The organism is uncultured Planktomarina sp., assembly GCA_943788425.1.
Taxonomy (GTDB): domain Bacteria; phylum Pseudomonadota; class Alphaproteobacteria; order Rhodobacterales; family Rhodobacteraceae; genus Planktomarina.
Map to the genome: position 1 here is coordinate 13,778 of CALSQF010000015.1, position 25,923 is coordinate 39,700.

General features: G+C 54.1%; 26 protein-coding genes. 9 read left to right on the top strand and 17 right to left on the bottom strand.

The annotated features are described in order from the left end of the window. Nucleotides 1-21: 21 nt before the first annotated feature. The 9 genes from ABLW18_RS11765 to ABLW18_RS11805 all read right to left on the bottom strand — a co-directional run bounded on the left by ABLW18_RS11765 (nt 22) and on the right by ABLW18_RS11805 (nt 9,520). Nucleotides 22-990 (bottom strand): ester cyclase, encoded by a 969-nt coding sequence (locus tag ABLW18_RS11765; protein WP_347824982.1) that lies wholly within the window; start codon nt 988-990, stop codon nt 22-24. Further along, entirely contained in the window at nt 971-2,008 is a 1,038-nt protein-coding gene (locus ABLW18_RS11770; protein WP_347824983.1) for a LacI family DNA-binding transcriptional regulator, read from the bottom strand. The genes ABLW18_RS11765 and ABLW18_RS11770 overlap by 20 nt, the downstream gene beginning before the upstream one ends. Continuing rightward, complete coding sequence (locus ABLW18_RS11775; protein WP_347824984.1) at nt 2,008-2,772, bottom strand: SDR family oxidoreductase; 765 nt, start codon at nt 2,770-2,772, stop codon at nt 2,008-2,010. Before ABLW18_RS11775 ends, ABLW18_RS11770 begins: the two co-directional genes overlap by 1 nt. Beyond that, nucleotides 2,769-3,809: an ester cyclase gene (locus tag ABLW18_RS11780; RefSeq protein ID WP_347824985.1), complete on the bottom strand. Its 1,041-nt coding sequence runs from the start codon at nt 3,807-3,809 to the stop codon at nt 2,769-2,771. Before ABLW18_RS11780 ends, ABLW18_RS11775 begins: the two co-directional genes overlap by 4 nt. Then, complete coding sequence (gene hisD, locus ABLW18_RS11785) at nt 3,806-5,116, bottom strand: histidinol dehydrogenase (protein WP_347824986.1); 1,311 nt, start codon at nt 5,114-5,116, stop codon at nt 3,806-3,808. The genes ABLW18_RS11780 and hisD overlap by 4 nt, the downstream gene beginning before the upstream one ends. A gap of 49 nt (nt 5,117-5,165) precedes the next feature. Beyond that, nucleotides 5,166-6,047: a carbohydrate ABC transporter permease gene (locus ABLW18_RS11790; RefSeq protein ID WP_347824987.1), complete on the bottom strand. Its 882-nt coding sequence runs from the start codon at nt 6,045-6,047 to the stop codon at nt 5,166-5,168. Then, entirely contained in the window at nt 6,047-7,075 is a 1,029-nt protein-coding gene (locus ABLW18_RS11795; RefSeq protein WP_347824988.1) for a sugar ABC transporter permease, read from the bottom strand. The genes ABLW18_RS11790 and ABLW18_RS11795 overlap by 1 nt, the downstream gene beginning before the upstream one ends. A 75-nt stretch (nt 7,076-7,150) precedes the next feature. Then, nucleotides 7,151-8,383 (bottom strand): extracellular solute-binding protein, encoded by a 1,233-nt coding sequence (locus ABLW18_RS11800; protein WP_347824989.1) that lies wholly within the window; start codon nt 8,381-8,383, stop codon nt 7,151-7,153. A gap of 84 nt (nt 8,384-8,467) precedes the next feature. Next, on the bottom strand, nt 8,468-9,520 hold the full coding sequence (locus ABLW18_RS11805) for an ABC transporter ATP-binding protein (protein ID WP_347824990.1): 1,053 nt from the start codon (nt 9,518-9,520) through the stop codon (nt 8,468-8,470). A gap of 115 nt (nt 9,521-9,635) precedes the next feature. On the opposite strand from ABLW18_RS11805, the gene ABLW18_RS11810 reads away from it, so the two are divergent. The 4 genes from ABLW18_RS11810 (at nt 9,636) to ABLW18_RS11825 (ending at nt 12,910) form a co-directional block, all read left to right on the top strand. Beyond that, on the top strand, nt 9,636-10,664 hold the full coding sequence (locus ABLW18_RS11810) for an ester cyclase (RefSeq protein ID WP_347824991.1): 1,029 nt from the start codon (nt 9,636-9,638) through the stop codon (nt 10,662-10,664). Between the two features lie 409 nt (nt 10,665-11,073). Further along, nucleotides 11,074-11,445 carry a hypothetical protein gene (locus ABLW18_RS11815; RefSeq protein ID WP_347824992.1) on the top strand — a complete coding sequence of 124 codons (372 nt, stop codon included), beginning with the start codon at nt 11,074-11,076 and terminating at the stop codon, nt 11,443-11,445. A gap of 93 nt (nt 11,446-11,538) precedes the next feature. Beyond that, a complete protein-coding gene (locus ABLW18_RS11820) occupies nt 11,539-11,991 on the top strand; it encodes a carbon monoxide dehydrogenase subunit G (protein WP_347824993.1) in 453 nt (150 codons plus the stop codon). Then, nucleotides 11,981-12,910, top strand: a complete 930-nt coding sequence (locus ABLW18_RS11825; protein WP_347824994.1) for an XdhC family protein — start codon at nt 11,981-11,983, stop codon at nt 12,908-12,910. The genes ABLW18_RS11820 and ABLW18_RS11825 overlap by 11 nt, the downstream gene beginning before the upstream one ends. Here ABLW18_RS11825 and ABLW18_RS11830 read toward each other — a convergent pair. After that, on the bottom strand, nt 12,905-14,161 hold the full coding sequence (locus ABLW18_RS11830; RefSeq protein WP_347824995.1) for an MFS transporter: 1,257 nt from the start codon (nt 14,159-14,161) through the stop codon (nt 12,905-12,907). The genes ABLW18_RS11825 and ABLW18_RS11830 overlap by 6 nt on opposite strands. Nucleotides 14,162-14,253: 92 nt before the next feature. Here ABLW18_RS11830 and zapE point away from each other — a divergent pair, with 92 nt between their 5' ends. Continuing rightward, nucleotides 14,254-15,309: a cell division protein ZapE gene (gene zapE, locus ABLW18_RS11835; protein WP_347824996.1), complete on the top strand. Its 1,056-nt coding sequence runs from the start codon at nt 14,254-14,256 to the stop codon at nt 15,307-15,309. Nucleotides 15,310-15,325: 16 nt separating this feature from the next. Here zapE and ABLW18_RS11840 read toward each other — a convergent pair whose 3' ends face one another. The 3 genes from ABLW18_RS11840 to ABLW18_RS11850 all read right to left on the bottom strand — a co-directional run bounded on the left by ABLW18_RS11840 (nt 15,326) and on the right by ABLW18_RS11850 (nt 18,471). Then, nucleotides 15,326-16,609, bottom strand: a complete 1,284-nt coding sequence (locus ABLW18_RS11840; RefSeq protein WP_347824997.1) for a folylpolyglutamate synthase/dihydrofolate synthase family protein — start codon at nt 16,607-16,609, stop codon at nt 15,326-15,328. Next, nucleotides 16,606-17,526 (bottom strand): acetyl-CoA carboxylase, carboxyltransferase subunit beta, encoded by a 921-nt coding sequence (gene accD / locus ABLW18_RS11845; protein ID WP_347824998.1) that lies wholly within the window; start codon nt 17,524-17,526, stop codon nt 16,606-16,608. The genes ABLW18_RS11840 and accD overlap by 4 nt, the downstream gene beginning before the upstream one ends. A 63-nt stretch (nt 17,527-17,589) precedes the next feature. Next, entirely contained in the window at nt 17,590-18,471 is an 882-nt protein-coding gene (locus ABLW18_RS11850; RefSeq protein WP_347824999.1) for a CPBP family intramembrane glutamic endopeptidase, read from the bottom strand. Nucleotides 18,472-18,609: 138 nt separating this feature from the next. Here ABLW18_RS11850 and ilvD point away from each other — a divergent pair, with 138 nt between their 5' ends. Both ilvD and ABLW18_RS11860 read left to right on the top strand, forming a co-directional pair. Further along, nucleotides 18,610-20,343 carry a dihydroxy-acid dehydratase gene (ilvD, locus tag ABLW18_RS11855; RefSeq protein WP_347825000.1) on the top strand — a complete coding sequence of 578 codons (1,734 nt, stop codon included), beginning with the start codon at nt 18,610-18,612 and terminating at the stop codon, nt 20,341-20,343. Nucleotides 20,344-20,557: 214 nt separating this feature from the next. After that, nucleotides 20,558-20,836: a DUF6478 family protein gene (locus tag ABLW18_RS11860; protein WP_347825001.1), complete on the top strand. Its 279-nt coding sequence runs from the start codon at nt 20,558-20,560 to the stop codon at nt 20,834-20,836. A gap of 367 nt (nt 20,837-21,203) precedes the next feature. On the opposite strand, the gene ABLW18_RS11865 is transcribed toward ABLW18_RS11860, so the two are convergent. The 4 genes from ABLW18_RS11865 to ABLW18_RS11880 are packed head-to-tail and all read right to left on the bottom strand — an operon-like array spanning nt 21,204 to nt 24,124. After that, nucleotides 21,204-22,109, bottom strand: coding sequence for an OmpA family protein (locus ABLW18_RS11865; protein ID WP_347825002.1), 906 nt, complete (start codon nt 22,107-22,109; stop codon nt 21,204-21,206). Nucleotides 22,110-22,116: 7 nt separating this feature from the next. Further along, complete coding sequence (locus ABLW18_RS11870) at nt 22,117-22,683, bottom strand: peroxidase-related enzyme (protein ID WP_347825003.1); 567 nt, start codon at nt 22,681-22,683, stop codon at nt 22,117-22,119. Then, nucleotides 22,680-23,405 carry a GNAT family N-acetyltransferase gene (locus tag ABLW18_RS11875; RefSeq protein ID WP_347825004.1) on the bottom strand — a complete coding sequence of 242 codons (726 nt, stop codon included), beginning with the start codon at nt 23,403-23,405 and terminating at the stop codon, nt 22,680-22,682. The genes ABLW18_RS11870 and ABLW18_RS11875 overlap by 4 nt, the downstream gene beginning before the upstream one ends. After that, a complete protein-coding gene (locus tag ABLW18_RS11880) occupies nt 23,402-24,124 on the bottom strand; it encodes a molybdopterin-binding protein (RefSeq protein ID WP_347825005.1) in 723 nt (240 codons plus the stop codon). Before ABLW18_RS11880 ends, ABLW18_RS11875 begins: the two co-directional genes overlap by 4 nt. Before the next feature lie 45 nt (nt 24,125-24,169). Between ABLW18_RS11880 and sfsA the strand changes: the two genes are divergently transcribed. After that, nucleotides 24,170-24,892: a DNA/RNA nuclease SfsA gene (sfsA, locus tag ABLW18_RS11885; RefSeq protein WP_347825006.1), complete on the top strand. Its 723-nt coding sequence runs from the start codon at nt 24,170-24,172 to the stop codon at nt 24,890-24,892. Nucleotides 24,893-24,968: 76 nt separating this feature from the next. Then, nucleotides 24,969-25,778 carry a type I methionyl aminopeptidase gene (gene map, locus ABLW18_RS11890; RefSeq protein ID WP_347825007.1) on the top strand — a complete coding sequence of 270 codons (810 nt, stop codon included), beginning with the start codon at nt 24,969-24,971 and terminating at the stop codon, nt 25,776-25,778. Nucleotides 25,779-25,923 lie beyond the last annotated feature (145 nt).

The following is a 25,923-nucleotide window of genomic DNA, read 5'->3' on the forward strand; positions in this document are numbered from 1 at the left end:
TGCAAGATCCAAAAACGCAGCCTAATGGCCCGCCATCAAAATCTGTTTCCAGATCGCGATTTCGTCATAAAGCGCATATTCACGGCGCAGGCCCCAGGGTCCAAATTCTGCATGACACATACCAAAGACATGCACAGGCTTGCCTGTGGGCGCTCCAAAGCTGCCCCAGCCCTCATGCAGACCGTCCAGGGACCAACGGATCGCCGCGCGTGGGCTGAGCATGCCACCTTCCATGCCAATTTGGTGATGAATTTTAAAGTCCGCCTTGGGAAAAGAGGCCCTTAGACCCAGCCAAAAGCCAATGCTGTCATCGCGGCCCAATGTGGTTTTGCCCCCAGCATAGTCTCCGATGACCGCTCGGTCATAGCATTTGAAAATATGGTTGAAATCTTGGGCCATAATCCGATTGAGAATATCGGCATATTTTTGGCCCCATGCGTTATCATTTCCCCGGCCGTGATAGCCTCCGTCCATGTCATTTTCTGGCAGAAAAACCGACTGCGCGGCCTCAGGACCGCCTTCTTTTTCAATAAGCTGCGCTGCAAATTCTGCTGGATCATATCCCAGTTGGCGCACAATGCCGCCATAGTCGCGCACGAGCCATTCATCATAGATGGTTTCCCCTTTGGCTGCACAATCAGCAATAACCCGAACGGTCCATGGCTTGCCGGTTGCCTTGCCAAATTGTCCGTCTTGCAAATGGGTCGCTTTGGTAATCAACCTATGCGATGACAGGTGGCCATTTTCTGGCGTTTCAGACCAAATCACATCTTCCCCAAAGAGTTGACGATCTGGGAACTCGTGAACCGTTGTCATCGTTGAGGCTTTCACGCTTTCATTGCCTCTTTGAATGCCCATAGGGCTGCGCACGACGATATCGGGGGCATAATAATGATTGAGGCTTTCAATACCTCTGTCTTCCCAGATTTGCTTGGTAATGCCGATTATGTAATCGGGAAAATCTTGCCAATTATTCGCATAGGGTTTCATTTGTCCATCCTTCTGGAAGTCGCACCGAGCGACGAATTATGAGAGGTCCATCCAGCGCGACTCGGCTGGGTGTGCTGTCGGGATCATCAATTTGCCGCAGCAGGGTCTCAACAGTTCTAGCCACCATTTGATTGACGGGCTGGCGCACAGTCGTCAGATCATAGGCCCGCCAGGCCGCTGTCGGCACATCGTCATAGCCGACTACAGAAACATCATGCGGCACAGATAGACCGAGTTCAAAGCGCAGCGTATCCATCACCGCAAAGGCCATATGATCATTTGCGACAAAGATCGCATCTGGTGGATCCCCGCGATCAAACATCTCCAGCGTGGCTTGGCGGGCACTGTCCATATGAAAATTGCCAATCGTGCGCAGATCTATATCGCGCCCGTCCTCTGCGAGCCTTTGACGAAATCCAAATTCGCGGTCACGCTGCGTCGAGGCCCCCTCCCAACCGGCGATATAGCCAATGCGATTTGGCGCTGTGGCCAATAGAAACTCAGCAACTTTTCGACCGCCTTGAAGATTGTCTGAGGTGACGGAAGACAAAGATTGCAAATCTTGGCTGCGGTTGAATAAGACCACAGGCACCCCGGCGTTTTGACATCGATCAAGGAGCTGTGAGGAGAGCGCCACGGAGGCGGCAACAATTCCGTCTACCTGATAGTCTAAGATTTCATCAAGGATTTCATCCAGGTTGTCCGTGGCGGTATTGGCCATGAAAATCAGCACATGATAGCCACGATCTTGCAGCATTGCCGAGAGTTTTTCCAAAGCCTCTGGGTAGAATTGGTTTTCCAAATAGGCCACCACCAAACCAATGATCCGACTTTTGCCACTGACCATGGCGCGCGCGATGCTATTGGGACGATATCCCAATTTCACCGCTGCTTCCCGAACTTTAAGCGCGGTTTTTGCCGAGGCCGACGCGCCGGGTGTGAAAACACGGCTGACGGCAGATTGGCTCACCCCAGCCAGGGCGGCGACATCGGCAGAGGTGACTTTAATTTGCGACATCAGTCTGCTGTCCAACCTCCATCAATCATCACGGCGGTGCCGGTCACCAACGCCGCAGCGTCTGAGGCCAGATAAACCGCCGCCCCCATGATATCTTTCACGTCCCCAGCACGGCCCAATTTGATTTTATCTAAAACCCAGGCACGCTTATCTGGATCATCAAAGGTTGGCTGAGTAAGTTCTGTTAAGATGAAGGTGGGGCAAATGGTATTGATCCGAATATTATGTGGCCCAAATTCAATCGCCATAGCTTTCGTGAACCCTTCAACGGCGAATTTAGAAGCGCAGTAGACCGCGCGCTCCATGCCGCCGACATGGCCCATTTGGCTCGAGATATTGATCAAAGATCCTGGCTGCCCCGCCGCGATTAACCCCTTTGCCACAGCTTGGGACAGGAAATACGCGCCGCGCAAATTGACAGTCATCACAGCATCAAAGTCTTCAGCCGTGGTGTCAGTGGCTTTGGAATGGCGGGCCGTTCCGGCGGAATTGATCAAAATGTCAAAGGGACCATGGCGCTCCACCGCACTTGCTGTGGCCTCTATATCCCCGACATCTAGCGCAAGCACCTCGGCGGTTTGACCGGCATCCCGCAATTGCGCTGCCGTCTCTTCCAGTTGATCGACGCGCCGTGCGGCCAATGTGACCGCAGCACCGTAATCGGCAAGCGCAACGGCGCAGGCCCGGCCAATGCCGGAAGATGCCCCGGTGATCAGAGCCCTTTTGCCAGTCAAAAGAAAACTTGGGGTTTGCGGCAAATTCATGACGGCATTCCATTGTTAAGGCTGATGGATCCACCGGGCTTGGCTTTGTTGAATTCCGCGAGCCGTGCGAAGACATCAATTCCGACCTGGCGGTAAATATCCAGCAAATCGACCAAGACCCAATTTTCTCGAATAAGCCCGTTTTCCACACGCCAAAAATCTAAACTGCGCATCAGTACTTCCTGGCCCAGCGGCGGCAAGCCCATCCAACCATCGCCGCTGAGGGTCAGGCGCATATTCGGCCAGCCGGTTTCACAGACATACTCGCCTTCACCGATCCAATGCGACATCAAATCGCCCATCGCATCAAGCTTTCGGTCTGGCATGCCGCGCAGGAAAGGAATTTGATGCCAATGCCGGAAGCCAGCAATGCCGCGTCCTGTGCCTATGCCCGTTGGTCCGTACCAGTTGAAACGCGGATGCCAATGGGTCTCAAGCTGCATGATCTCTGGGCCACCCTCAGCAGGGTGACGGCATAGATCGGTCAGCATCGAGACAACACGTTCCATCGCCGCGTCGCCATTGCCGGACAGGCGCAACCCGTCTTGGGTCATCGGCGCTGGGGTGCACAGAAACGCCCCAAGCTGCGGCGCCATGGGCCAGGCGTTTGCCTGCGCCATGACTTCCGGAATGTCCCAGATCGCCTGCATTTCGGTGACCTTCCCCTCTTCGAGGCGGTAAAATTCGTGAAAGCGCATATGGGTGAGATGGCCCGTTGGCGGTATACCAAGCCAGGGCGCTAGAAAGCTGCCCATATAATTGCCCATTATGCCGACCCAGTCTTGCCCCTGCGGTGTTGTGCCTGCCATCGTGATCATCTCGCGCCGTTCCAAATCAGGAAGAGCGGCGAAGAGCGGCGCATAGGCCGTTTCGTACAGCGCTTCAGGGCCGCACAGCATCCCGAAGGGGTGACATAACTGAATATTGGCTGTCTGCGAAAACACATTCTTGAGGCTGGACCGGACCGGGGCTTCAGCGAAATTGGCCATTGCCAATTGAAGAGGCGCAAGGCAGGCTTTCGCCGCGGCAGGGGTCATTTGGCGCCCCCCCCGTAAGGTACATTCTGCCCACCATAGCGGCGCACCCGGATATTGCATTGTTCGGCATGGCCCACAAACCCTTCCAGCAGACAAAGCCTCGAACCATAGGCGCCAATCATCGCCGCGGCCTCATCGGTGAGGATCCTTTGATAGCTATGGGTCTTAAGAAATTTTCCGACCCATAGCCCGCCCGTGTAGCGCCCGGCCTTTTTTGTTGGCAGGGTATGGTTGGTGCCGATGACCTTATCACCGTTGGAGACATTCGTGCGCGGGCCCAAAAAGAGCGCCCCATAACAGGTCATATGCTCCAAAAACCAATCATCGCGATCCGTCATGACCTGCACATGTTCGGAGGCGATGTCATCAGCGATTTCAAGCATTTCTTGATAAGTGTCGCAACAGATCACCTCGCCATAATCCCGCCAACTGACGCTTGCGGTCGGGGCGGTCGGTAGGATCGTAAGCAAGCGGTCGATCTCGGCCAGCGTTGCTACGGCCAATTTGCGCGAATTGGTTACTAAGATGGCTGGAGAATTATAGCCATGCTCCGCTTGCCCCAGCAAGTCAGTGGCACAGAGCTCGGCATCCACTGTTTCATCGGCAATCACCATGGTTTCGGTCGGGCCTGCAAAAAGGTCAATTCCAACCCGACCAAAGAGCTGGCGCTTGGCTTCTGCCACAAAGGCATTGCCAGGACCGACCAGCAGGTGAACTGGTTCAATGCTCTGTGTGCCCAAAGCCATGGCACCAACGGCCTGAATACCCCCTAATACATAAATCTCATGTGCCCCGCCCAGATGCATTGCAGCTATGACGGCCGGATTGGGCTTGCCGTTAAAGGGCGGCGTGGCTGCAATGATCCGCGGCACCCCGGCAACGCTGGCTGTGGCCACGGACATATGCGCGGAGGCGACCATTGGAAACTTACCCCCAGGAACGTAGCAGCCTACGGATTGTACCGGGATGTTTTTGTGTCCGAGGATTACACCTGGCAGGGTCTCAACCTCGATATCTTGCATACTGTCCCGCTGGGCCTGGGCAAAATTGCGCACCTGCTCTTGGGCAAATTTGATGTCGGCCATATCTTGCAGGCTGACCTCAGCCATCAGCACCTCGATTTCCGAGGCGGTGAGCCGATAGCTTTCGCGGTCATAACCATCGAATTTATTGGCCAATTCCCGAACAGCCACATCTCCCCGAGCCTCGATATCTTGCAAAGTTGCGGCGACCACCTCCGCCGTTTTTGCATCTTCTTCAGCACGAGCGGCATCTGACTTGCCGTGTTTGAGATATTCTATTGCCATTTTTACCCTCTAAAATTCTGAGCGAACCCGGTTGCCTGTCATGTCTGAATCATCCTTTCACCGCGCCGGCCGTCAAACCCGAAACGATTTGCCTTTGGAAAAACATAACCAAGACAAAGAGCGGAGCAGTGGCTGAAACCACCGCAGCCACTGCGAACATCACGTTGCCCTCTTCAAACGTAGATCCCAAAAACCCGGCAATGGCTGGCACCATCGTTTGGTTGTCCTTTGACAGGAGCATCGAGGTCACCGCAAAATCGTTATAGGCGAGAAGGAAGCTGAACAGTCCGGTGGTGATAACGCCAGGCCACATGACAGGAATTATAACATGGCGGAAGGCTTGGAACTGGGTGCAGCCATCCACCTTGGCACTTTCATCCAAATCTTTAGGGATATTGAGGAAGAAAGAGTGCAGCATCCACAGAGTGAAGGGTTGGTTGATTGCAACCAGCACGATGATGGTGGTGGGCAAATGCCCCCAAAGGTTCCATTCAAAAAACGGCAGAAGGTAGCCTGAGACCAAGGTAATATGGGGCATTGCGCGAAACACCAGAGCAATCATCAAAAGCCAAAATGCATAATTGTGGCCAGAACGGGCCAAAGCATAGCCGCCTAAGGTCCCAAGGGTGAGTGAAATGAGCACCGTGAACAGCACCACAATCGCGGTGTTGAGCGCGGCGCGCCAGAACTCCTGCTGCACCCAAGCGCCCTCGTACCCGGCGCCGGTGAACAGCCCGCCCGTTTCAATCGCTGTGCGCGTCCCATTGAGCGCATAGCGCCAATCGGCTTTTGAGAAAAAATCACCCTGCACTTTGAAGGAGCCCCAAAGCGTCCAGACAAATGGAAATGCCGCAATAAAGACCCAGATCAGCACAAAGCCGGTTGAGGCGATCATCAGTGGCTTTGAAGCTCTGTTTGCGCGGCTGGTCATTATATCGCCTTCCCTTTGAAATCCCGCCATGTGCGGATCAAAACTGGCAAAAGCAAGATCGTCACGCCCAGTATTGTCAAAACCGATGTGGCCGCAGCAGAGTTGAATCGCATGACATCGCCCCGCAAATCATTAAAAATGATGAAGGATAACGATGTAGCATTCGCCTGGGCGGAAAAGCCCACGATGGGCTCAAAGACGCGAAAATTATCCATCAGTTGGATTAACGAGATAAAGATCACCAAAGGCATCAGATGTGGGATCACCACATAGCGCAATTGCTGCCAACGGTTTGCGCCGTCGATCTGCGCCGCTTCCAAGGAATCCGAATTTACTGTTTGCAAGCCCGCGTAAAACACCACAAAGGCAAAAGGGGCTGAATGCCATATGCCATAAACGATCAAGGTCATCCAGGTCAGCGCCGGAGAGGCTTTGAGCGACAGCTCAGGATCGTCGAAAAGATATTGCAAAGATTTGCCGATGATCCCCTGCGCATCGATCATCCAGAATAAAATGAGAGAGCCAATTAATGGGGTAACGATCATGGGCAAAAGGGACACAAAGATTGTTGGCCCTTTCAGGATCGGAGTGACCCGGTTCACGCCCAGCGCAATTACAAGTCCCAGCAAGATGACCAGCGGCGTGACAACGAAAGTGTAGACCAAAGTAAAGCCAATAGCCTTATACAATGGCAAATTGTAAAGATCGGCCAAGAACCCGCCCAATGAGCTTCGTTCTTGCCAGGCCTGCGCGACTTCCGCTGTGGCCAGATGGCCGCGGTCAAAATAGGTGTTCAATCCATTGAAGCGCCCCAAAGGTTTTTGGTCGCGCAGCATTTGCGTCGCTTCGGCGTTCACGGTTGTTTCTTCTTTGCATCCAAAGGGACCGCAATTTTTTGTGACCTTCAGGACTTGTTCATGTTCAATATGCAACGATTGCACCGCCACAGAAACAAGCGGCAAAGCAATGAACAGGAGCATTGCGGCCAAAGAGGGCAAAATAAACCAAAAGAAGGTGCGATGTGCCATGCGTGGGTTTGAATCCAAATTCGGTGGGGAAACGGGTGAAGCCTCAAAAGGCTTCACCCAGATCTGTGGCAGGTCTTACTGTAGGAAGCCTTTTTCCTTAGCTGCTGCGGTATAGGCCGCTTCAACATCAGCTAAGGCTTGCTCCGCGGTTTCTGAACCTTGCAGAAATTCGGTGATTTCCGCGCCCAAAGCACCATGCAGCAAGCCCATGTAGGGCAGCATTGGATATGGGTTTGCGCCAGACATGGCTGTTGCCGATACACCAGCGGAAGCGGCGCTGGGCTCATAAACTGCGCTGAGCCATACGGCGGCGTCATTATTGGTACGCACCACATCATCTGAAATACCGTTGACCAAGGCCACAAAGGTGGCTTCAGCATCTGCATCACTGACATTGGCCGAAATAGTAAAGCCATCCCACCAGAGTGTTGAGGCCACATTGTCGCCCATCAATGTTGGAGCACTGGTCAGAACGGTGGAGCCGGTCACCTCCTCGGTTGAGCCTTCGTCATCCAAAATTGGGCCGCCGCGCGATCCCCACATGATGCCAAGCGCGGCTTGGCCGGCTTCCCACACTGCGGCGGTGGCGTTGGAATCATAGGTCAAATAATCCGGGTTGGAATATTCGGTCAAAGATTTCAGCATATTGAGCGCTGCAACCCCGTGATCGTTATTGATTGCTACCTCTGCGCTCCCCGCTTTGAAGAATGGCGCGCCTGTGCCCATATACATGTTCACAAATTCCTCACCCAGGTTCCAGCCGGTCTTGGTGTTCATGATCACCGGGTGATCCATGAGCCCTGCGGATTTGATTTTCGCAGCTGCGGCCAAAACTTCTTCATAGCTCTTGGGAGGCTGTACACCAGCGGCCGCCAGCACATCTGATCGGTAGAACAAATGCTGTGCGTTGGCCATGAAGGCCACGGCCATGACTTTACCATCAATGGTGATCAGTTGAGAAGGCTGAAGGCCTTGTCCATGTTTGGCAACAAGATCATCCAAGGAACGGATAAGCCCATCATTGAGCAAGGGCACAATTGAGCTATTGGCGACAATGGCGGCAGAATACTGCGCCGGATTAGCGGTCAATGCTGCGACCTGGAGATCTCGGTGTTCCGTGGTGAGGTTCGCGCTGACGGTCACGCCATCCCCCGCGCATTCGCCTGCACCGGCCACGACCGCTTGGATCGCGGCAAAATCATTGCCCAGAATATTCACATTTCCTGCGGACAGACCACAACCGGCAAGCGCCGTTGTCCCTGAAAGCACGGTCACCGCTCCGGCGAGTGCTAGTTTCTTTAAAAACATTTCATTCTCCCTATGTTTTGATGCGCTCTGCAATTTGGCATCTATTGTCCCGCGGCACATTTATGCCGAGGGTATGAACGGAGATTACTCTCCAATGCGCGTACCTGTTTGATGATCAAACAGATGACAAATCTTTGTTCGAACTTCGATGGATACCTCATCGTGTATCGTGGCTCGAAAGCCCTTATCAGCCTTAACGCTGACCAGAGCCTCATTGATACGGATCGTGACCATAGTGGCATCGCCCAACAGCTCGATGGAATAGATAGGCGCGCGAATCTGTCCGCTCCCCTCTTGCGCGATTTGGGCATCCTCTGCCCGAAAACCCAAGGTGACCGGGCCATCAGGGCCGTGCAATTCGTCAATCTCCACCCCTGGCGCCGTGAAGCGACCATTTTGCAAGTGCCCCTCAATTAAGTTCATGGCGGGACTGCCAATAAAACTGGCAACAAAACTATTGGCAGGGCGATCGTAAATTTCTGTTGGACTGCCAACCTGCTGAACAATGCCTTTTTCCATCACAACCACGCGATCTGCCAAAGTCATGGCCTCGATTTGATCATGGGTCACATAGACGGTTGTGACCGCCAATTCATGACTGAGATTCTTGATCTGCGCCCGCGTCGAGACGCGCAATTTTGCGTCAAGATTGGACAGAGGCTCATCCATCAAAAACACATTTGGTTCACGCACAATCGCGCGGGCCAGAGCCACCCTTTGGCGCTGCCCTCCGGACAACTCTGCGGGCTTGCGGTGTAAGAAGGGATCAAGCTCGACCATTGCGCTGGCGCGGCGGACCTTGGCGTCATGAGTTTTGGGATCAACCCCACGCACCTTTAGCGGAAAACGGATGTTTTCATAGACATTCATATTTGGGTAGAGCGCATAGGATTGAAAGACCATCGCGACATCCCGATCCTTCGGCTGCAGGTCGTTCACCACTTTGCCATCAATCAAAATATCGCCTTCAGTCGCATCTTCTAGCCCGGCAATCATGCGCATGGTGGTGGTCTTGCCACAGCCCGAAGGGCCGAGCAGAACCAAAAACTCTTTATCCGTAATGGTCAGATCAAAGTTATCAACCCCGACGAAAGTGCCCCATCTCTTGGAAAGATTCCTCAGCTGAATTTCAGCCATTGTTTGATACTCTCCCGCAGCCAGAATCATTTTGCAAACGTATTCAAATTACACTAGACAGCGCCCCCTGATTTAGGCAAGAGTTTTTTGCAAGCGTATGCAAAAAAGGTGACTTATGGACTTTCGGGCTGAAAAACAGGTTGTTAGAGATTATTACGCCGAACTTGACCGAGCTGAGGGTGCGGATATCGCACGGGTCACGCAGCGCTATTGCGTGCCAGATTATCTTTGGCGCGGTTTTCATCCCTTTAATGAGCAAACCTCAGCTCAGGCTGTGGCTGAGTGCTTTTGGCTGCCATTGCGTGCCTCCCTAACGCGCATGCAACGGCGCATGGATATCTTCTTCGCCGGCAAGAATGAAATGGATGGGTTTCAATCGACATGGGTGATGTCGATGGGGCATTTGATGGGATTGTTCGATCATGATTGGCTCAAAATACCCTGCACGGGCAAAATGGCTTTTCTGCGATATTGTGAGTTTAATCGGGTTGAACAGGGCAAAATCGTTGAGACTGCCATGTATTTCGATATTCCCCATCTGATGATTCAGGCGGGGGTTCATCCTTTCCCGCCTCAAACCGCTGCGCATTTGGTGCAGCCGGGCCCAATGACCCATGATGGGTTGCTATATGACGCGCAACCCGAAGCTCAAGGCGCCGCGACCCTTGCATCCATCAACGCAATGATCAGCGACTTGGGGACCTGGGGGCTGGGATTGCCTTTGGAAGAAGAATTGGCCCGCTCTTGGCATGACGATATGATTTGGTGGGGTCCGGCCGGTATCGGCGCGACATACACGATAGAGCGCTATGCCAAGCAGCATTCCGGTCCCTTCCGCGCCGCTTTCACCGACCGCTCCAAAACCAACCATATCTGCCGTATGGCCGAGGGCAATTTTGGCGGGTTCTTCGGCTGGCCAAATTTCACCGCCATCCATGCCGGCGGCTTTATGGGCATGCCCGCCAGTGACAAACGTGGTGAAATGCGCGTTATCGATATTTATCGCCGTGAGGGCGAAAAACTAAGTGAAAATTGGATCTTCATCGATCTGTTGCATTTTTGGAAAGGGCTTGGTGTCGATATTCTCACCCGCACCGCGCAGATTGCGCCCCAGCGATGCAGCGGAGCTGATAGACAGCACTAGCGTTAAGCCAGTTGCCTGAATGGATCGCAACGTCGACATTTTTACAAAACAAACACGTCGGGTTTTCCCTTGATCTCCGATGAATGCTGAAGTGTTTCAAAAGTGGCTTACCAAGGTAGGCATAAAACCAATTCGTATTTACCCCGGTTCGCCATGGGAAAACGGATATAATGAGAGATTTAATGGAACACTTAGGCGAGAGATTTTAGATGCAGAGTGGTTTGTGACGACAAAACAAGCCCAAACGGCCATCAATGTATGGTTAAAACAGTACAATCACATCCGCCCTCACCAAGCTCTGAACATGAGGCCACCAGTTCCAGAAACTCTATTGAGAAATGGTACATAAATTGGGGGCTGGACAGGTCTGGGTGGAGCTTTTGCATCCAAAACCGTATTGTTTTTTGCATTGTTTCTGCCACCATTCGTTACTGCAGGCGCGGGGGAGGCCAGTGTCCAAGCCCAGTTGTTGATCTTAGGAATTCTTGTGCCGCTGACCGCTATTCCGTCGGATATTGTCATGGCGTTATTGGGGCGTACAGTGACCAAACCCATCAATGAAAATACCCGCGCGCGGCTGATCATGGCTTGGATTTCCGGGCTCCTGTTGATGGCTATCACCTTGAATTTGCGTCTGCAATTTATCAAATTTTTGCGGTCTGATCCAAGGGGCATGCGGTTGGCATCTCTCTTGGCGTGCTGTGCCGATGCGCGTTGCCTTTGCACGTCTGGGGCCATGCGGTTTGACAATTTTGTTCACAACGCGCACACCAACAGTTAATGAAACCTTGAACAGGCTGAGGTTAGGGCCGCCAGCGCTCGCGCGTGTATTTATGGCCTGAATCGATGTGTGGTTAACAATGGGGTGACAGTAATGGAATTGAAAGACGAGATCATCATCAATGCACTGCAGGACGTGGTTTATGCTGCATTGAACGATGTGGAGATTCTGAAACAGTGTATTCCTGGTTGCGAGGAGTTGGTCAAACATTCTGATACGGAATTGGAGGCCAAGGTTGTGCTGAAAGTAGGACCAGTTAAAGCGAAATTTAGCGGCACAGTGACTTTAAGCCCCGACGCGCCGCCAGCGCGGTTTTCACTTACAGGCGCGGGCAATGGTGGTGCGGCCGGTTATGCCAAAGGCGGGGCAGAGGTGCATTTGGAAGCCCATCCGGACGGGACACTGCTGCGCTATGTGGCCAAGGCTGAAATTGGAGGCAAATTGGCGCAATTGGGCAGCCGGTTGATCCAGGGCACGGCGAAAAAGCTTGCAGCGAAGTTTTTCAGCAGCTTTGCCGAACAGGTTGGCGCCAAGAATGCTGGCTGAAGGTCGGATCCTTTATGCCGAGCATGCGCAGGATATTCTCGCAACCACCCTGGATTTGATGCGCTCAGGTGAACCCTGCGCCTTGGTCACCAGCTTAAATATTGAAGGCGGCGCGGCGCGGCAGCTTGGCTCTTTGGCGGTGATCACTGCTACGGGAGATATGATTGGTTACCTGTCCAATGGCTGTATTGATCGCGATATCATCCATCACGGCATGGCCGCGATTGATAATGGTCAGGTCAAACATTTGCGCTACGGGGCAGGCTCGCCCTATTTAGATCTCAAATTGCCCTGTGGTGGCGCTTTGGAATTGGTGATCGATCCAGCACCAGATTTAACCGTGCTTGAAGCGGCTTTGGCGCGCCTGCTGAACCGCCAGAAAACGGCGCTATCTTTCGCGGGTCTCGATGGGCCGGTGCATATAGAATATGCGCCAAAACCCGCGTTGATCCTCGTTGGGCGGGGTGCAATTTTTCGCACGACCGCGCAGCTGGCTGCGCACATGGATTTTGAGCTGCATCTTGCCTCCCCTGATCTAGAGGATCTTGCGAGCTCGAAAGTGCTTAACCCCACAACCCAGAAATCGATGACCACCCCGACCGCCGCGATCGATTTGTCGATAGACGCATATTCTGCGGTCCTTCTCGTCTTTCATGATCATGAATGGGAGCAGGCAGTTTTGATGCAGGCTGCGCACCAGCATCCCTTTTTTATTGGCGCGTTGGGTAGCCGCAGAACGCATGCTATGCGGGTTGAGCGGCTCAAGCAGGCCGGGCTAAGCGAGGCACAATGCGCTCAGGTCCACGGGCCAATTGGATTGGTGCCTTCGCTGCGCAATGCCTCTTTGATTGCCGTGTCAGCGCTGGCTGAAATCACAGCAATATTGCCGCCATCTCAGGTCCGCTTGTCCTCATCATAAAACCGATGTGGCCCGATTGGTAGAATTGAGTGGCAGGGCGCGCTCTTTAATTGGTAGGTGTACGATGGTGCTGAACAGACCCACTCCGACCCCAAACCACCAAACAACTGTATAGGTGCCATAGATGTCATACATCTTGCCCCCCAGCCAAACCCCAAGGAAACTGCCGAGCTGGTGGGAGAAAAAGACAATTCCGAAGAGCGTGCCCGTATATCGCAACCCATAGATATGCGCGACCAAGCCCGAAGTTAGGGGCACTGTGGCAAGCCAGAGAGACCCCATGACGACAGAAAATACAATCACAGAGATCGGCGTGATTGGCAGGGCAATAAAAAATGCCGCGACAATCGTCCGGGCCAAATAGATACCCGCTAAGAGATATTTTTTCGAATAGCGTTTCCCCAGATAGCCGGCAGCAAGCGTGCCGGCGATATTGGCCAGTCCGATCAAAGAAATGGCCAGCGCGCCAAGGCGGGAGGTGGTGGTGATACCCACGGAATAGAGCGCACCACCGGGCGTAATGGGGCCGCAGAGTTCGGTGATGAAGGCCGGGAAATGTGCGGTGATGAAGGCTAATTGATAGCCACAGGAAAAGAAGCCCAGAAAAATGAGCATATAGCTTGGGTCTTTGAATGCTTTGATCAACACCTCACCGATGCTCTCCTCCAGTTCGGACCTACTGGCTACCCGCTCTGTCTTCATCATCGGCAGGAAGATCAGCGAGCCGATGATAATGGCTGCGAAAGTGATGAAAACATGCTGCCAAGGCATCAACCCCAGCAGGTACTCTGCCAATGGGGCTCCGATCACCTGACCGACCGAGCCTGCAGCAGTGGCGATGGCCAGCGCCATGGATCGATGCTCATCAGAGGCCGCCCGACCCACCACGGCCAAAATCACACCAAAGCCTGTGCCGGCGATGCCAAAGCCGATCAATATCCCATAGGCCTGCATCGCGCCGGGGGTGACTGCATAGGAGGATAGAACCAGTCCAAGCGCATAGACCAAGCCGCCGAGCGTAATGGCTTTGCGATCTGTCACCTTGTCTGCGATTGCCCCGAAAATGGGCTGGCCGATACCCCAAAACAGGTTTTGAATGGCAATGGCCAAAGAGAATTCTGTGCGCAGCCAGCCGAATTGTTCTGCAACTGGAATTTGGAAAATACCAAAGGAAGCTCGCACCGCAAAGCTCAACATTACGATGATGCAGCCGGCGATTAAAACGGGAGTGAAGAGGGCGGTAGTCTTCATGCTCAGATTGTACTGCCAAAAATAGGATCTGCAAGAACCCCAAAGACGGGCGCGCGATTGCACCCAGCGCGGCGCGCAGCTATTGGAGGGGCATGAAGTTGCTTGATATCTATCAGAATGCCGTCGCCTGCGGTGAGTTGCAGCCTGACCCGGCGCAGGAAGCCGCGCTTTGCGCTTTGGAGCGGTTGCGGCTGGACTTAAGCCGCCCGCGCAAACGGGGGTGGTTTCGAAGGGCCGCGCCTGCGCCCGATGGGATTTACCTTTGGGGCGGCGTGGGGCGTGGTAAGTCAATGCTGATGGATATGTTTGCCCGCAGTCTTGGTCCATCCGTGCGGCGCGTGCATTTTCATGGCTTTATGCAAGAGGTTCATGAAGGCATCGCTCGGGCCAAGGCGCAAGGTGCGGTGGATGCCATTCAACCTGTGGCCGAACAGATGGCCAGGGGCATCCGCTGTTTGGCGTTTGATGAAATGCAAATCACCGATATCACCGATGCAATGCTAGTGGGGCGCTTGTTTGAGGCGCTATTTGCGGCTGGTATTGTAATTGTCGCGACGTCAAACCGTCACCCGGAAGATCTTTATAAAAATGGGTTAAATCGGCAGCTGTTTTTGCCCTTCATCGCTCTGTTACAGCAAAAAATGCTGGTGCATGAGCTGTTGTCCCCAAAGGATTACCGTCAAGACAGGATGGCGGGGCAGGGTCGATATTTCACGCCTCTCGGCCCGGCCGCGCGGGCTTACATGGATCAAATCTGGATGGATTTAGCAGGTGGGCCGGGGCAGCACTTCACCCTTGAGGTGAAATCCCGCCGGGTGATGATTCCAGAATTTCGCAATGCAATTGCCAGAATGTCTTTTGCAGAGCTTTGCGGCGCTGCTTTGGGTGCGGTGGATTATCTCGCCCTGGTTCAAGAGGCCAAGGTTTTGATGCTGGATGATATCCCGATGCTCGGGCGTGCAAATGCCAGTGAGGCCAAACGCTTTGTCACGCTGATAGATGCGGTCTATGAGGCGCAAATTGGGTTTGTCGCCTCCGCAGCGGCTGCGCCAGAGGCCCTCTATCCCAGTGGCACTGGCAGTTTTGAATTTGAACGCACCGCTTCGCGCTTGGCTGAAATGCAGGCGGTGGGATGGGGGCGAGGCTAGGCGAGGCGAGGCTAGTTTAGGCGTCGGGGTCATTCTCGCGCATTACATGCCCCGCCAGATATAACGAACCGCAGATTAAAATCCGCGCCCGTGGGTGGCGTTGGGACAGGTCCTGCAGGGCTGCTTGCACATCGCGCGCCTCGCGTGACGCGATGGCACAGCTCCGGCCTAATTCTGCCAGATCCGCGCTGGGAACAGCGTTGATTTCATTGGGGATGGTCACTGTCGTGAGCGACGCGCACTGCGTTGCAATCGGCGCTAAAAACCCTTTTACATCTTTGGTATTGAGCATGCCGCAGATGATATGGGTCTCGCGTTTGGGCAGAGTGGTGAGGGTTGCAGCGATAGCGCGTCCGGCGGCGGGGTTATGTCCGCCATCGAGCCAAATCTCATGGCCAGGAAGGCTGTCCACCAGCGGGCCCTCGCGCAACCGTTGCATGCGTGCGGGCCAATAGGCTTGCGACATAGCGGCAATGCAAGCTTCTTCGCTCTGTCCGAGATACCGCAAGGTGGCGATCGCCGCGCCGGCATTTTGAATTTGATGCGGACCGGGCAGGCACGGCAGGGGCAGATCCAGCAGGCCGGTTTCATCTTGATAGATCAAGCGCCCCATCTCAGTGCTGACATGCCAATGCTGCCCGTATATCTGCAAATCTGCACCAATTTTTGCCGCCTGACCTTCGATCACCTCTAGGGCTTCTTCTGGTTGTGGGCCCACAATAGCCGTGACCCCGCGCTTTACGATGCCCGCTTTTTCAAAGGCAATCTTGGCCAGCGTATCCCCAAGGAATTGTTGGTGATCCAGGTCAATGGGTGTCAGGACACAGGCCGCCGGGGCCTCGACCACATTGGTCACATCTAACCGACCACCCATGCCGGTTTCCAGCAAGGTATAATCTGCCGCATGTTCAGCAAAGCCCTGCAATGCGGCGCATGTGGTAATTTCAAAATAGGTAATCGTCTCACGGCCATTGGCGCTGTAGCAGCGATCAAGCAACTCTGTGAGCGCCGCTTCGCTGATCAAATCGCCAGCGATGCGGATGCGTTCATGAAATTTCGCGAGATGCGGCGAGGTATAGGCGTGAACCGTTCGCCCAGCGCCTTCGAGACCTGCGCGGATCATCGCCTGTGTGCTGCCTTTGCCGTTGGTGCCGGCCAGATGAATGACTGGTGGCAGCCGGTCTTGTGGATTGCCCAATGCGCGCAAAAGCCGCCAAACCCGGTCCAAGGTCAAATCAATGACCTTAGGATGTAGGGCCATCATCCGCTCGAGGATGATGTCAGAATTTTTTGATGTCATTTCGCGCTAGTCGTTTTGACAGAAGTCTCATTGGCCGAGGGTTTCGGTAAATCTCCTTTGATCGCGGGAGATTGCTTCAAAAGCATTCGGGTGATGGTGATCAATTCATCGCGCATATTGGTGCGATGAGTTACACGGTCCAACATCCCGTGATCCAGAAGATATTCGGCACGTTGGAACCCTTCGGGCAATTTTTCACGAATGGTTTGCTCAATGACCCTTTGGCCCGCGAAGCAGATCAAAGCATTGGGTTCGGCGATATGCACATCGCCCAGCATCGCATAGGAGGCCGTGACCCCTCCAGTGGTGGGGTGGGTCAGTACAACGATATAGGGAAGGCCAGCCTCTTTGAGCATTTGCACCGCAACGGTCGTGCGAGGCATTTGCATCAAAGATAAAATGCCCTCCTGCATGCGTGCTCCGCCGGCGGCTGAAAATAAGATCAGCGGGCGCTTGAGCTCAACGGCGCGCTGGGCCGCCGCGATGATGGCGTTGCCAACATACATGCCCATAGATCCACCCATAAAAGCAAAATCCTGGCACGCGGCGACAATACCCGTGCGGCCCATTTCACCTTCCACGACCAGCATGGCTTCCGCCTCACCGGTTTTCTTTTGCGCCGCTTTCATCCGGTCTGGATATTTCTTTTGATCGCGGAAATGCAGCGGGTCGGTGATGGGTTTTGGTACGTCCACTTCAACAAAAATACCACCGTCAAACAGGGCTTCCAGCCGCGCGCGCGGGCTAATCCTCATGTGGTGATCGCAATGGGTGCAGACGTTCAAATTCTCCGACAGCTCTCGGTGAAACAACATCGTGCCACATTCGGCGCATTTGGTCCAAAGATTTTCGGGAACTTCGCGGCGTGAAAACAGCGAGTTAATCTTTGGCCTGACGTAGTTAGAAATCCAATTCAACGCGTGTGTTTCCTGTTTTGTATGACTTAAGGCCAGTTAATCATCTGCGGGACAAATTGCAACTCACCTGCGCAGCGTGAAGCGGACAGTGAGATAGGCCAGCAGAAGAAAGGCAGCGTCATATGGCACGAGTGAGATTAACTTCTCCTCATCCATGATGGAAAAATCATAGGTAAAAAGCGCCAGCCCGCCGAGGTAATCTGGAAACCCAAATAGAATAATAGCATAAAAGTTCCAAACAAAATGAAGCGCGATGGCCGGGCCAAGCGTGCCACTTCGCGCAGTGAGGTCGCCGGCGCACATGCCAAAGAGTGTTGTGGACAGAGCGATCCACGGCGCCGCTGCCCCCACGACGGCGGGGTCATAATGCAAAAGGCCAAAAATCGCCGAAGGGATCACGATCCAGACAAGTCTATGCAGGCCAAGCGCTGCCAACTGGCTTTGCAAATATCCGCGAAATACCAATTCTTCGGCACTGACCTGAACGAGCAAGAACACCAAGGAGAGGGGCAGCAGGCTGAGCCATTGGCTGAGCGGCAGGTTCGGTAGGAGCGTGATGCCATAATTTGCAATAGCAGCTACGGCGGTGGCCAAAGCCAACAGACCACCTAAGGATCGTAGAAACTGTCCTTTTGCGCGGGCGAAATCGCCGATGAGCAAAACTGGGTTGTAATTATGCAGGCTCCAGACCGTGAAACTAACCGCGGCCGTCATAAACCCAAAACTGCCCAGCAGCACAAACATTTGACTTGGGCTGCTGGGGCCGGGCATTTGCATCGTTTGCTCACACCAAGCTTGGCCCATGATGGAGATAAGCCCCTTCCAGACCAGGCCTAAAAATAGTGAGTAGAGCAGAGTTGTGACCATAATTCCGAGCATCAGCCTCAGGAGGCTTGCCTTCGGACGCGCCCGGGCGATGAGAGCTTCATAGGGTTCGTAAGACATAAGATAAAGGATACCGCGCCCGCGTGGTACTGGCCAGAGTGAAAGGCATCGCTGCGCATAGCTTAGGTGACCTTCACTCTTGTCCCAAGCTCGTGAAGCGCTTAAACAACCGCAAAGCTTTATACAAAGGGTCTCGCAATGAATAAGCCTGTCTTCGATAAATCCAATTTGCCCAGCCGCCATGTGTCGGTCGGTCCTGCGCGTGCGCCGCACCGATCCTTTTATTATGCGATGGGCATGACAGCCGAAGAAATCGCACAGCCTTTTGTGGGCGTTGCCACCTGTTGGAACGAGGCAGCACCCTGTAATATTTCGCTCAACCGTCAGGCCCAGGCCGCTAAGATCGGTGTGAAACATGCTGCAGGAACCCCTCGGGAATTCACCACAATCACGGTGACGGATGGGATTGCGATGGGACATGAGGGGATGCGGTCCTCCCTGGCCAGTCGTGAGGCGATTGCCGATACGGTTGAGCTGACCGTGCGCGGTCATTGCTATGATGCGCTGGTGGGGCTTGCAGGTTGCGATAAATCCCTACCTGGTATGATGATGGCGATGGTGCGGCTAAATGTGCCATCAGTATTTATCTATGGCGGATCCATCTTGCCGGGCACGATGAATGGCAAAGACGTGACGGTACAAGATGTGTTTGAAGCCGTGGGCCAGCACCAGGCCGGTCAACTTTCAACTTGTGAGCTTGAAAAATTGGAAGCGGTGGCCTGTCCCTCGGCGGGCGCTTGCGGCGGGCAGTTTACGGCCAATACGATGGCCTGTGTTTCTGAGGCGATTGGCCTGGCCTTGCCAAACTCCACAGGGGCTCCCGCGCCTTATGAATCGCGCGACCAATATGCAGTTGCCTCCGGTGAAGCGGTGATGAACTTGCTGGATAAGAACATTCGCGCCCGCGATATCGTGACACTGAAATCTTTGGAGAACGCGGCGCGGGTTGTGGCTTGTACGGGCGGATCGACCAATGCTGGCTTGCACCTGCCAGCGATTGCCCATGAGGCGGGCTTGGAATTTTATCTTGATGATGTCTGCGATATTTTCCGCGATACACCTTACTTTGTCGACTTGAAGCCCGGTGGGCAATATGTTGCCAAAGACCTCTATGAGGTTGGTGGTGTTCCGGTTGTAATGAAGGAGCTGCGCAAAGCGGGTTTGATGCACGAAGATTGCATGACCGCAACTGGGCGTTCAATGGGTGAAGAGCTGGACTTGATTGAACGGGAAGCCGATGGGCGGGTGATCTATCCGGTCGAAACTCCCATCACAAAAACAGGTGGCGTTGTGGGCCTCAAAGGCAATCTTGCTCCTGAAGGCGCGATTGTGAAAGTGGCGGGTATTGCGGCGCAGCATCAGATTTTTACCGGCCCTGCGCGGGTTTTTGATTGCGAAGAAGACGCGTTTGAGGCCGTTAAAGAGCGTGCCTATGAAGAAGGTGAGGTATTGGTGATCCGCAATGAAGGCCCATCAGGCGGTCCGGGCATGCGCGAAATGCTCTCCACCACAGCGGCGCTTTCGGGCCAAGGCATGGGCAAAAAAGTTGCGCTCATCACAGACGGTCGGTTCTCCGGTGCGACCCGTGGTTTCTGCGTTGGCCACGTTGGGCCTGAGGCGGCGGCCGGTGGTCCGATCGCTTTGATTGAAACAGGCGACTTAGTCACGATCAATGCGATGTCTGGTGAGTTGAATGTTGATTTGACCGACGAACAATTGGCCGAACGCAAAGCCAAATGGAAAGGCTCGCGCGAAACCATCTACGCCAGCGGCGCGCTTTGGAAATATGCCCAATTAGTGGGTCCAACCTACCGAGGTGCGGTGACCCATCCCGGCGGCAAAGCAGAGCGTCACGAATATTTTGATCTCTAGGCTTCTCTGGGCAGCCAGCCTGTTTGCCATGGCTGGCTGCCAAACATATGTTTTTGACAGGGTAGAATCTGCGCGCGCTCCAGGCGCCCAGGTATCTTTGCCCAGCGGCATCACAATTGCTGCACCCAAGGGTTATTGCCGCGATCGTCGCAGCGGTCGCCGGGGTGCGGTGGTCTTTGCACGCTGTTTCAATTTGAGGGCAGTTTTCTGACTCTTGCCATTGATCTGCCTATCTGGGGCAATTTTTGCAGAGCGTCCGGCGGGTTTTACGGTACGTTTGAACATCAAACATGGGCCCAATACCGAACAACTCATTCAGGCGCATGATCTCAATCATTCAGAGATTGGAGCGGAATTTGATCTTGCGCATTTGAACATCAACGTGAAGCGCGTGGAAAAAGTTTGGCTGGATCTGGTGTTTGAGATCCCGAATTTTAACCGCATTTCAGTGACCGATCTCGCGTTTCACAAGCGACCGAGGGGAGGAATTTGATGACGAGGATCGCACTATGAGTCACCTCACGCATTCCGAGCTGAGAAATGGAATTTGGTTAAGGCGGCTGGAGGGCATCTCGGAGACGCCAGCTGTGATCGTAACCTACCAGGGGGTTGAGATTGCGGGTGTATCGGTGAAGCCCATTGCCGATAATATATTTGGGGCTTGGACCTCTCCCTACCGCTTGAGATGCTGCCAGACGGTGTTCACAGCTGTATAATCTCATTGGCGACCGGTGAGAAAATCGGTAATTTGACGGTGATCGCGGGTGACGTATTGGCCGGTGATTTGCGCGCCGAAATAGAGCAGTTACGCGCGGAACTGAATCTGCTCAAAACGGTTGTGCGTCGCGGATTGAGCGAACCTAAGGACGCGCCGGCACCAAAATTACTTCGACCCGACGATTGATCTCGCGCCCCTCTGGCGTGGCGTTGCTGGCCAAGGGTGCGAAATATCCGATCCCCTCACAGCTGATACGCGTCGGGGAAATCTGGGGAAATTGACGGAGTAACATGCTCCGCACCGCCTCGGCTCTTTGTTTGGACAGTTCAAGATTGGCCTCATGTGATCCGCTGGAATCCGTGTGACCTATGAGGGCGATGGATTGATCGCCGTGGCGGGTCAAATAGGCACCTAAAGCCTGTAGGGAGGCGAAACTTGCCTTGTCCAAACGTGCCGATCCGGCGTCGAAGGTGAGATCTGCCAGCACATAGCGCCCGGTGGTGTTGAGATCTGTTTCCAAAAACCCACTGGCAGATGCCGGCAGCGCCGCTGACAGCTGAGGCATCGGCGTGCCGGACTGTCTAACTCGGGTGAGTTGTACATGGGTTTGACTGAGAGAGCGGCTGATCAATATCCATAGGCCATGAGTATTGTTTTTCTGCCCACTCAAAAAGACGTAGTCGCCAAGATCCACGAACATCTGCGGGGGTGGCAAAACCGGCAGGGTGAAGCGGAACTCATAACCGCCACAGGTTTGATCTACGCAGTGAAGGGCTAGCTCATAGCCCTGTGCTTCCAGTTGCGGCCAAATAGCGGCGGCCACGACATCGGGCTTGCGGCTCTCGCTCGAGTGAAACGTGGCTGTCGTGATCTGTCCCGTGAGTGTGATGCTGGGTACCTCGGAGCCGTTCCACACTCCGGTGGGTAATGTCAGGGTCGCCAAGCCCTGTTCACTTTCGCTGCTTTGAATCAGCCCCATGGGCATAGCCAGCTCAAGCGCTTGAGCGGACATAGGCAGAAAGAACAAAAAAGCGAAGCTGCGTAGCATCTGTGTCCTAGCGGTGTTGTGCGTGGTACTGCGCATTTGGGCGCATATCAGTGGCGCTGGCAATCCGGTTGGTCATGTTAAAAAATCCTGTCACTGCTGAAATATCCCAAATGTCGCGGTCCGAAAACCCCACAGAGCGCAGGGTGGCGCGGTCCGCCTCTTCAATATGATGGCTGCTTTCCGTCATTAGGGCGGCAAAATCAAGCATGGCTTTCTGCCGGGCGTCCAAATCGGTGCTGCGGTAATTCATTACCAATTGCTCCCCCAAGATGGGATCTCCTGAAAGGGCGCGTACCGCCGCCCCATGGGCCGTGAGGCAATAAAAGCACTTATTTATCGAGGATACGACGACAGCAATCATCTCTCGCTCGAGTTTCGACAGGCCGCTGTCAGCCAGCATGACATCGTTATAGAGCGTGGTGAACGCATTTAATTTATCAATGTCAAAGGCATAGGCCTGCAATACATTCGGAACCATGCCTAGTTTTTCTTGACAAATGTCAAAATATTTTTGCGTCGCCTCAGGTAAAGGCGAGACCGCGGGAAGGTTCAAAGCGGTGGGGGAATCAGTCATGTGGTGTCCTTTATACGATAGTGATAATGCCCCACGGGACGCATGCCCAAAGAGCTATAAAGACGATTTGCGGCTTGATTGTCGCGGGTCGTCATCAGGGCCATATATTTTGCACCGTGATCTTCGGCCCATTTTGCGGCCTGTGCCATTAGCTTTCTTGCCACGCCCATGCGGCGGAAGGCCGGCAGGACCTCAACCGCATGCAGCATGGCAATCTCCTCATCAAGCGCTAGGAATCCGACTCCGGCCGGAGAGTCTCCACTGCGGGCGAGGAGCGCGGTTTTTGGGGTCTGCACTCGGTGCATCAGAGCGATGCGTGGCTCGTGAACGCCGCCTGCTGCCCAAATCTCCCGCATGATGTGCAAGGGTTCCCAAATACAATAGCTTTGCGCCCGGGGCAGGGACGCGGGACGCAAACGCGCGGTTTCACATAGATAAAGGATCACCGGATCGATGATCTCATAGCCGCGGGCTGCAAGTGCCGCATCGAGGATCGCATCGCCGTCGCGGATCATAAATAGGTGTTCTTGCCCCATCGTCGTTAGGGTTGCTTCGATCCACTCTATATTGGCCAAGTCCTTTTGGGCCAATGTGACAGCCGACACACGTTTACCACCACCCGCCCCATCGCGAATCTCCCAGCCCGCCTCTTGGCGGGTCGTGCGTGCCGGCCAAGTGGTTGCGGTGGCTTCATACAATCGGTGGGCGGTGGGTAGGGTCATTGTGGAAATTCACCCTGCAAGGCCGCCAGTGCGTTTTGCAGCTGGGTTTCATCTGTGCCACGAAAGACGATATTTGCGCCAAATAGCCCGTCTTTTTGGAACGGATAGCAGCCGATTGACAGCTCGGGGAAGGTCTTGGCCAAGAGGCCAAGTGGGGTGGCGATATCTCCCTCCCCGCGATCCACCCGATAGGTGACACTCAGCAGCGGCTTGCCGCCTGTGAGGCTGGGAAGCACGCTGGCAACCATGGCCTGAAAAATCGAGGGCACCCCGGCCATCACATGCACGTTTTGCAACGTAAAACCGGGCGCTTTGCTCACTGGATTGTCGATCAGGTGCGCGCCATCGGGGATACGCGCCATGCGCAGACGTGCTTCATTTAGAACTTGGCCATTGGCGTCATAATGGGCTTGTAATATGGCGCGGGCATCGGCACGCACACCGATTGAGACGCCGAAGGCTGCCGCGATGCAATCGGCGGTGATGTCATCATGGGTGGGGCCAATGCCCCCGCTGGTGAACACATGGGTATAGGCGGCGCTGAGTGCGCGCGTCGCATGGACGATCGCTTCCCTGTCATCGCTGATCACACGCACTTCTTTGAGATCAATGCCCTGTTCGGTAAGTTGGCTGGCAAGATGATACATATTGGCATCTTGGGTGCGTCCCGATAATATTTCATCGCCAATGACAAGCATCGCGGCTGTTGGATTTGGCATTGGGCATCCTTGCGCTCGAATATCCGTTAGGTATAGGCCTGCTCTATGCGCTTTCAAACCCCCCTTGTGCCAGGTCGGCTGATCAAACGTTATAAACGCTTTTTGGCAGATATTATTTTGGATGATGGTCGGCAGGTGACCGCTCATTGTGCCAATCCTGGCGCTATGACTGGCCTTCAGGAACCGGGTCTGCGTGTCTGGCTTGAACCCAATGATGATCCCAAGAAAAAGCTCAAGTTTGGCTGGCGCGTGGCGCAGCTGGATAGCGGTGCATGGGTTGGGATAGACACCAGCTTGCCGAATAAAATCATTCATGAGGCTTTGCGCGCGCAAAAAATTGCTGAACTTGCCGAGTATGACACCATCCAGCCCGAGCAAAAATATGGCGCAAACTCGCGGGTAGATTTTTTGTTGAGCGCGCCCACACTGCCGCAAGCCTATGTTGAGGTCAAGAATGTGCATCTTTTGCGCAGCGGCGATTGGGCCGAGTTTCCCGATACGGTCACAGCGCGCGGGTTAAAACATTTGGACGTTTTGGGAGATATGGTAGAGGCGGGCCATCGTGCAGTGTTGATCTACTGTGTCCAGCATACTGGCTGCGCGCGGTTCCGATTGGCGACAGATTTGGATCCCGCCTATGCGGAGGCGAGCAAACGCGCCCTGCAGCGCGGAGTGGAGATGCTGTGCTACAGCTGTGCGGTGAGTTGTGAGCAGATCACCCTTGAGCGCGCGTTACCGCTTCATATACATAGCCCTGCGCAGAGTTGAATTTTTCCTGTCATGGACTGGCTGTGCGCGTGACCTTGGCCTATAGAGAATGAAGATCTGATTTAGGAGCATTCACGTGACCTCAGCCCGTGGACGACTGACCAAAGATGGTATCCGAATTTTTGAACCCGGTGACTTTGCGGGCATGAAAGAAGCTGGCCGGGTCGCTGCGACAATTTTGGATGACATAATTCCCTATATTACCCTTGGGCAAACCACCGGGGAGATTGATCGGGTGATTACCGACATGGTGTCCGCACATGGGGCGATCTCTGCTACGATTGGGTATAAAGGCTATCTGCACGCCAGCTGTATTTCGGTCAATCATGTGGTCTGCCACGGCATTCCGGGAAACAAGCGCATAAAAGATGGCGATATTCTGAATATTGATGTGACTGTGATCGTTGATGGTTGGTATGGGGACACCAGCCGCATGTATGTGGCTGGTACACTGCCGCGCAAATCTGAACGGTTGATTCAAGTAACCCATGACGCATTGTTCAAAGGGATTGCCGCGGTCAAACCCGGCAATACGTTTGGCGATATTGGTCACGCCATTCAAACCTATGTGGAAGCGCATCGCATGAGCGTGGTCAAAGATTTCTGTGGTCACGGCTTGGGGCAAGTGTTTCACGCGCCGCCCAATGTATTGCATTATGGCCGTGCCGGCACAGGCCCTGTTCTGGAAGAGGGCATGTTCTTTACCATTGAGCCTATGGTCAATCTGGGGCGGCCTGAAACCAAAGTTCTTGCTGATGATTGGACTGCTGTGACCCGTGATAAATCCTTATCTGCGCAATTTGAGCATTCGGTGGGCGTGACAGAGACGGGTGTGGAGATTTTTACACTGTCGCCAAAGGGTCTATTTCACCCAACCTATAGCTAGGTCTCCATAGGAAAGACCTCTGGTTCACAGAACATTATAGCAGATATTCTCCGTCCGATGGTGACGCTGGGCCACGCCTACCCAGGCAAACGTGGCCCTCGTTTGAGTGCCGAAATCGGTTTATGCGCAGACCTTTAAGCGATTT